Annotated in this window: 12 protein-coding genes; all 12 read right to left on the bottom strand. The window is 33.5% G+C overall.

Annotation, left to right across the window (positions count from 1 at the left end; translation table 11 throughout):
* Window positions 1-156: 156 nt before the first annotated feature.
* Window positions 157-492 (bottom strand): HNH endonuclease, encoded by a 336-nt coding sequence (locus LCM23_RS25585; RefSeq protein WP_224939350.1) that lies wholly within the window; start codon window positions 490-492, stop codon window positions 157-159.
* A 2-nt stretch (window positions 493-494) separates the two neighbouring features.
* Window positions 495-845, bottom strand: a complete 351-nt coding sequence (locus tag LCM23_RS25580) for a hypothetical protein (RefSeq protein WP_224939349.1) — start codon at window positions 843-845, stop codon at window positions 495-497.
* A 265-nt stretch (window positions 846-1110) separates the two neighbouring features.
* The gene (locus tag LCM23_RS25575) at window positions 1111-1356 is read right to left on the bottom strand and encodes a hypothetical protein (protein ID WP_224939348.1); all 246 of its coding nucleotides are present in this window, start codon (window positions 1354-1356) and stop codon (window positions 1111-1113) included.
* Between the two features lie 50 nt (window positions 1357-1406).
* Complete coding sequence (locus LCM23_RS25570) at window positions 1407-1997, bottom strand: SLATT domain-containing protein (protein WP_224939347.1); 591 nt, start codon at window positions 1995-1997, stop codon at window positions 1407-1409.
* A gap of 366 nt (window positions 1998-2363) precedes the next feature.
* Window positions 2364-2747, bottom strand: a complete 384-nt coding sequence (locus LCM23_RS25565) for an ArpU family phage packaging/lysis transcriptional regulator (RefSeq protein ID WP_224939346.1) — start codon at window positions 2745-2747, stop codon at window positions 2364-2366.
* Between the two features lie 159 nt (window positions 2748-2906).
* Window positions 2907-3122 carry a hypothetical protein gene (locus LCM23_RS25560; RefSeq protein ID WP_224939345.1) on the bottom strand — a complete coding sequence of 72 codons (216 nt, stop codon included), beginning with the start codon at window positions 3120-3122 and terminating at the stop codon, window positions 2907-2909.
* Between the two features lie 30 nt (window positions 3123-3152).
* Complete coding sequence (locus LCM23_RS25555) at window positions 3153-3653, bottom strand: hypothetical protein (protein ID WP_224939344.1); 501 nt, start codon at window positions 3651-3653, stop codon at window positions 3153-3155.
* Window positions 3654-3964: 311 nt separating this feature from the next.
* Window positions 3965-4123 (bottom strand): hypothetical protein, encoded by a 159-nt coding sequence (locus LCM23_RS25550; RefSeq protein WP_224939343.1) that lies wholly within the window; start codon window positions 4121-4123, stop codon window positions 3965-3967.
* Between the two features lie 61 nt (window positions 4124-4184).
* Window positions 4185-4490, bottom strand: coding sequence for a hypothetical protein (locus LCM23_RS25545; RefSeq protein WP_224939342.1), 306 nt, complete (start codon window positions 4488-4490; stop codon window positions 4185-4187).
* A 63-nt stretch (window positions 4491-4553) separates the two neighbouring features.
* Window positions 4554-4718, bottom strand: coding sequence for a hypothetical protein (locus tag LCM23_RS25540; protein ID WP_224939341.1), 165 nt, complete (start codon window positions 4716-4718; stop codon window positions 4554-4556).
* A 38-nt stretch (window positions 4719-4756) separates the two neighbouring features.
* Window positions 4757-4939, bottom strand: a complete 183-nt coding sequence (locus LCM23_RS25535) for a hypothetical protein (protein WP_224939340.1) — start codon at window positions 4937-4939, stop codon at window positions 4757-4759.
* A gap of 313 nt (window positions 4940-5252) precedes the next feature.
* Window positions 5253-5351: a YopX family protein gene (locus LCM23_RS26300; protein ID WP_224939294.1), complete on the bottom strand. Its 99-nt coding sequence runs from the start codon at window positions 5349-5351 to the stop codon at window positions 5253-5255.
* Window positions 5352-5364 lie beyond the last annotated feature (13 nt).

Genomic DNA, 5364 nt, shown 5'->3' with positions numbered 1-5364 from the left:
CTAATAACTGTTTTTTTAATTTATCAAAATCCATACTACCCCTCCCCCCACCGCCCCTAATGTGAAGGACTTATTTTTTAAATATTTTCAGAGAGTTGACCCCCCTCCCCGGTGCCCCAGAGGCTAATAAAGGCCAAAGTTTTTGACCGGGGGGTATTACCAGCGTTCATCATCTGCCCATTTGTTTTGCTTCTTATCAAATAACCTTCCGTGCTCTTTGTTATGACAATCGACACAAACTGTCTCAAGGTTATCTAACTCAAGTGCTAGCTCTGGATGATGTTCAATCTCTTTGATGTGATGGACTACTAACTTAATCTTCTTACGCTTGGCACTCTCGCTGTATTCATTCATGTCTATAGTTACTTTGCCTTGGCGTTTACATTCCTGGCATTCATAGTTGTCACGACTCTTAGCTTCTTCTCGTAATGCTTTCCATTCACGACCATCATAAAACTTTCGCTTTTGTTCTAAGGTTTTATATTCAGTCATCTTTAGAATATCTGTTCATTGTGTTGTATTGTTTTACTATTCATTCTTTTGTCAACTTCTTTATCCCAATGTTTAATTCGAACATACGCAGGAGTATAAGCTTCGATTGTTCCTGTATCCCATTCGAATGCTACCTCCATTTTATTTTTGATTTCTTCACCTTTGTATATAACCCTTGGTACTGAGTTTATATCCTGTAATTCAATCTGTAGTAAAGGTTGTTCTTTTAGATTCTTTATTTCATTAAGTCTTATAATACTTTCAATTTGTTCTGGGGTTAAATCTTTACAGTGCTCAACGTTTGCATCGACAATAGCTTTTCTGATACTGAATGCCTCTTTACTAATATTCATCATTTATGCCTCCTTATTTATTTAACACATAAACTTCCAATCTCTTGTTCTTACTGGATCATTCTCTATTCCTGGTTGTGTGTTGAATAATGTAATTACTATTGAAATCAAAATAACTTTTATATACTTCATTTGTTTCTCACCCATTCCACAATGAAAATGATTAATCCCCCAACTCCAAAAACACTAATCCATAACCACCAGTAATTAATAAGCTTCTCACCCTCAGTCATATGAATCATGACATATATGAATTGTTTAATCATTAATCAAACCATTTATCGATTCTTTCAAAGTTTTCCTTTATTTGAATTGCTATCATCTTTTTTAATTCTTTTACACTGAATTGTTTTTCTTCATTCTCTAAAGGTAATATTGTTGAACCAGTAAAACTTAAATCTTTAATCCTTGCTCTGTATTCAATGGTAAGCGAACTATGCACATCTTTTTCAACCCCGTCATAGTAATAAGAAATAATTTCTGGATATATATTTTTTATTGTTATCTCCATTTCATTACCTCCTTTTTAAAATAAAAAAGCAGCCTCGAAAGGATGCTCTTTTATAAGTATTTTTGTACAAAATATAAAAATCCAAATAAGATTATTGGATAGATTGCAATGAGGGTATTTAAAATTTTTTCTTTATTCCTATATGTTGCTATTTCTATTTTAAATTTAGAAGCCATTTCTTCATCTACCGTCATGTAATCAATATCATGATGATTTTCTTTTTCAATCAATAATATTTCATATTCTCTATGTAGTTTTTTAACTAATTCTGTATTTATCTGTATTGGATTAACTTCAATACGTTCAATTTTATTCAATAGAACATCCAAATGCTGATAATTCGTTTCAAAAGCACCAGCTCTTTCTTTATAATTCTTCGATGATAAAAACATAGTAAAAAAGGTTAATGATAATGACAAAATTAATAAGCCTTTAGTAAAATCTAAATTATTATAGTTAATAAACCAAACAGAAAGAATAAGAACAATTAGCGAATAAAAATTTGTAACTTTTTCAAAAAATTCATGTTTTCTTCTAAGCCTTTTAGATGCCTTTATTCGTGCTTTTCTTGTTATTGATACTCTTCTTTTTAAGTCATAAAAGATATCTATTATTGTTAATTCTTTTTTCTCTTTTATCAAGAATCTTTCCCCCTCTCATCATATAATTATCAGTGAATTAGAAAGGGTGGACAAATACTATCGTTCGACATTTTATGACAAATTACCTACTATCACCTCATTATGCTAAATGCTTAATAAAATAAAACAGAGTGCTTCTACCTCCATGCCCCGCAATAGCAGCCACCGCAAACTAGGTGCATCAGCATGAATCATGCCTGTTTGACTGCTCGAGTCTTGCACCTTTGGTATGGGATAAGTGCGACCCCAGGAATAGCTCCTGAGATAATCATAAAAAAATTCAAAGAAAAAAAAGGCAGTAACTTTGTCCGCCTTTTTCTCCTATTTTTATCCCTATTTTTGTTCGCTTTTTGTCCGCGTTTTTTCTTAAATTATTCCAAGTGATGAAGCTATCATAAAGATTGCTGTCTTTTTCTTTTCATAATAGGCTGTCTTTTGTAAACCGAGTTCTAAGTATATGTTTAAATCATTCTGCCTTTCTAGGCTTAAATACTTCATTTCAATGATTTGTCTTTCCACAGTATCAAGACTGTTTTTCAATGCTCTTTCCATTTGGATAACCTTAAGTTCATTCTCTAAATCGTTTTGTAGCAACTTAGGGAATATGTTAACTTGAATGCCATTCTGATTCAATTCCAATTTATTCTGCTGCTGAATCTTCAATGCTTTATATTTCTTTAGCTCTTTCACAACGATGGAACGAATTTTCTTTTCATCAACATCCGGAAAGAAAGATAATTGACTGCTCATCTATTCTCCCCCTATGGTATAATTTAATTGTCGATTACCATAGACGGGAGAAATCCTGTCTTTTTTATTTTCTGCATTTATTACATACTCTTTTATATTCCACAATCACTGTTTGCTTTGATGGAACTACTGCAAAACATTTGCTGCAGCTTGCTAACTTCATTGAAACAACTCCTCTTCATAGTCATCAATAGGTACTAACTCAATTATATTTTTACTCTTTTTACAACGCTCTTTATAGGCATCATAAGTCATCCATCTTAATGACTTGATCGTTTTTCCAGTCCTAGCTGCAATTTCTAATATCGTGCCATCTATGATGTTTTCTTCTCCTTTGTAGAGCGCATAAATTCGCTTATCCCATGGAATAGCCATGATTTGCCCCCTCATCTTAAACAACTCCCTCTATCTTATGTTTCGTATATCTTCTTTAATTTCTCTTATTGATTCAGCACCTAAATCAGCATCTTTTTGATAAATTTCATTTAATTCGAATCCAGTTAACGCGTCCGTTATAATATCCACCATCTCATCTAAATCATCTTTATATGAGATATTAAGTAGAGCGTGAAGCGCTTTTTCATAACGTTTAATTTCTTTCTGTTGATCTACTACCTGTCCCTCGAAAGAATAGCCAATTTGCATCTGTCTATCTAACTCTTTCTTCAATTTTTCAATTTTCTGTTCCAATTTATCTTTTTCAACTCGCTCATGAAAGAGATCGTTATTCAAGTCATTTGCAACTTGCTTCGTTTCTTCAATTTCCTTTTGCTGTTGTTCGATTTTGTTAATCAATACTCCAACTTCCATTGCCATTGAATAATGAAGGTCAATGTCCACAATTTCATTTTCTTCCGTTTCTTTACAGTAATAATTCCAATCTTTTTTGATTTTTTCTAAGTTCAAATTAACTCCCCCTATTCAACAGTAATTTCATCCCACTTAATTAAATCTTCCCTAACCCCCTGACCAGGCCTTTCTGCGAAAAAGAGAAAGGTCAACTGATCAAAGTGCGTAATATCTTGAACTGTGAATCTATTACCCTTGTGGATCAGCGTGCTGCCTATTGTGTAATTCAATGGAATTACCTTCATTTTCAAATAATCCCTCTTGCTACTAAAATTATTGCACTTATAAAATACGAAATTAATATGGTTAAAAATAATGCTTGGTGATCAAAATCTTTATTCAAATTAACTCCTCCTACCTTGTGTTAATTAAACATCATTACTTACTATTTCATTTCCACAGTCGGAACACTTAATGGAAACAACAAATTCACCACTGTCATAAACCTGGATCTTCTCACTTTTTAAAAATCCATCCTCAAGCTCCACTCTAGCTTCACAGTTATTACAAGTGACGGTAAAACTCATTTATTTCCCTCCTAATCAACTGATCTATCAAGATGTTGCTTTAAATTAGTGTGCTTTGTCATCAATACTCGGTAGAACAGAAAATAAAAGGCTTACCTTTCCATTCCTTTTTAATTAACTCATCTGCGGGGATAGATAACGTGTTATCATCCTCATCCTCTAAATATTCCTCTTCAAACTCTTTGTTGTCATAGCGTTCTACTATAATATAAAATCTAGATAAATCTTTAACTTCAAATGGGGAATATGATTCGTCAACAGCTTCTTCTTTCGACATACCTGTATCCTTCATATACCAGTTGACTGCTTCATTAAAGTTGTCAGCTATTACCCAATCATTTTCATTTAATCTATATACTTGTGGCATTCCAACCATCCTTTCATACTACGTATTTCTTTAGACTACGAAACTCCCTGCTTATCGTGTATATCATCTTCTACCTGCTTTTACATCTGTCTCTCTATTCTTTTCTAACCAATCTAGATACTCTGGGCAGTTGTCATTAGGACATTGCCAATCTGAGACTTGTTGCTCCCCTATACCAATATCCACAAATTCTGCTTCCATTTCACAACCACAATACTTACATTTCACTCAAACCCCTCCTAGTTAACACTTTGCTTAAAAAACGTTTAATAATCTTCCTGATACGGGTCGCAACTTTTACAAATTCTTAAGCTGTAGGGTTTATCGCCTTTGTCGGGAGCACCAAAGAAATAGCGGTATTTTTTCTTATTCAATATGGGTTTTCCGCAATCATCACAATCATATGTTTTTCTGGCGGATCGCACTTCGGACTTAATGATTAAGCTCATTTTTATCCCCTCCTTAATTAATGTTTTTACTCTTAAGTAAAGTAAAATTTTTATTGATGATATATAAAATAATGTATATAATTTACAAAATGCCTCTGTAGCTCTAGAAGGGAAGAGCGCCGGAAAACATTGTAGAACCGGGTCGCAAGGCAAGGGTTTCAGAAGCACCGAAAAGCAAATTAGCTGAGGCAGGTGAAATTCCTAGCCGGTGAAAGTCCGTAGGGAAGCGTGTTCTCCCCTAGCCTATGCTTACGAAAGGAGTACGGGTTCGAATCCCGTCAGAGGCATCTCTTCATTTAGGAAACATAATAATTCAAGAGTTGATTAACTCTGGATTTTCGTAAATGTTGCCAATGACTTCAATAAACTGATGGTTATTAAAAAATTCGTGAGCATTCCAATTTCCAAACATAAAGCACCCATTA

Source organism: Cytobacillus kochii (genome assembly GCF_020171845.1).
GTDB classification, from domain to species: Bacteria; Bacillota; Bacilli; order Bacillales; family Cytobacillaceae; genus Cytobacillus; species Cytobacillus kochii.
The sequence above is the reverse complement of the archived record's forward strand: the minus strand, read 5'-3'. Positions and strand labels throughout refer to the sequence as shown.

Excerpts from the sequence above, each read along its gene's own strand:
- LCM23_RS25585 (WP_224939350.1), bottom strand. The coding sequence starts at position 492 with ATGACTGAATATAAAACCTTAGAACAAAAGCGAAAGTTTTATGATGGT.
- LCM23_RS25580 (WP_224939349.1), bottom strand. The coding sequence starts at position 845 with ATGAATATTAGTAAAGAGGCATTCAGTATCAGAAAAGCTATTGTCGAT.
- LCM23_RS25575 (WP_224939348.1), bottom strand. The coding sequence starts at position 1,356 with ATGGAGATAACAATAAAAAATATATATCCAGAAATTATTTCTTATTAC.
- LCM23_RS25565 (WP_224939346.1), bottom strand. The coding sequence starts at position 2,747 with ATGAGCAGTCAATTATCTTTCTTTCCGGATGTTGATGAAAAGAAAATT.
- LCM23_RS25560 (WP_224939345.1), bottom strand. The coding sequence starts at position 3,122 with ATGGCTATTCCATGGGATAAGCGAATTTATGCGCTCTACAAAGGAGAA.
- LCM23_RS25550 (WP_224939343.1), bottom strand. The coding sequence starts at position 4,123 with ATGAGTTTTACCGTCACTTGTAATAACTGTGAAGCTAGAGTGGAGCTT.
- LCM23_RS25545 (WP_224939342.1), bottom strand. The coding sequence starts at position 4,490 with ATGCCACAAGTATATAGATTAAATGAAAATGATTGGGTAATAGCTGAC.
- LCM23_RS25535 (WP_224939340.1), bottom strand. The coding sequence starts at position 4,939 with ATGAGCTTAATCATTAAGTCCGAAGTGCGATCCGCCAGAAAAACATAT.
- LCM23_RS26300 (WP_224939294.1), bottom strand. The coding sequence starts at position 5,351 with ATGTTTGGAAATTGGAATGCTCACGAATTTTTTAATAACCATCAGTTT.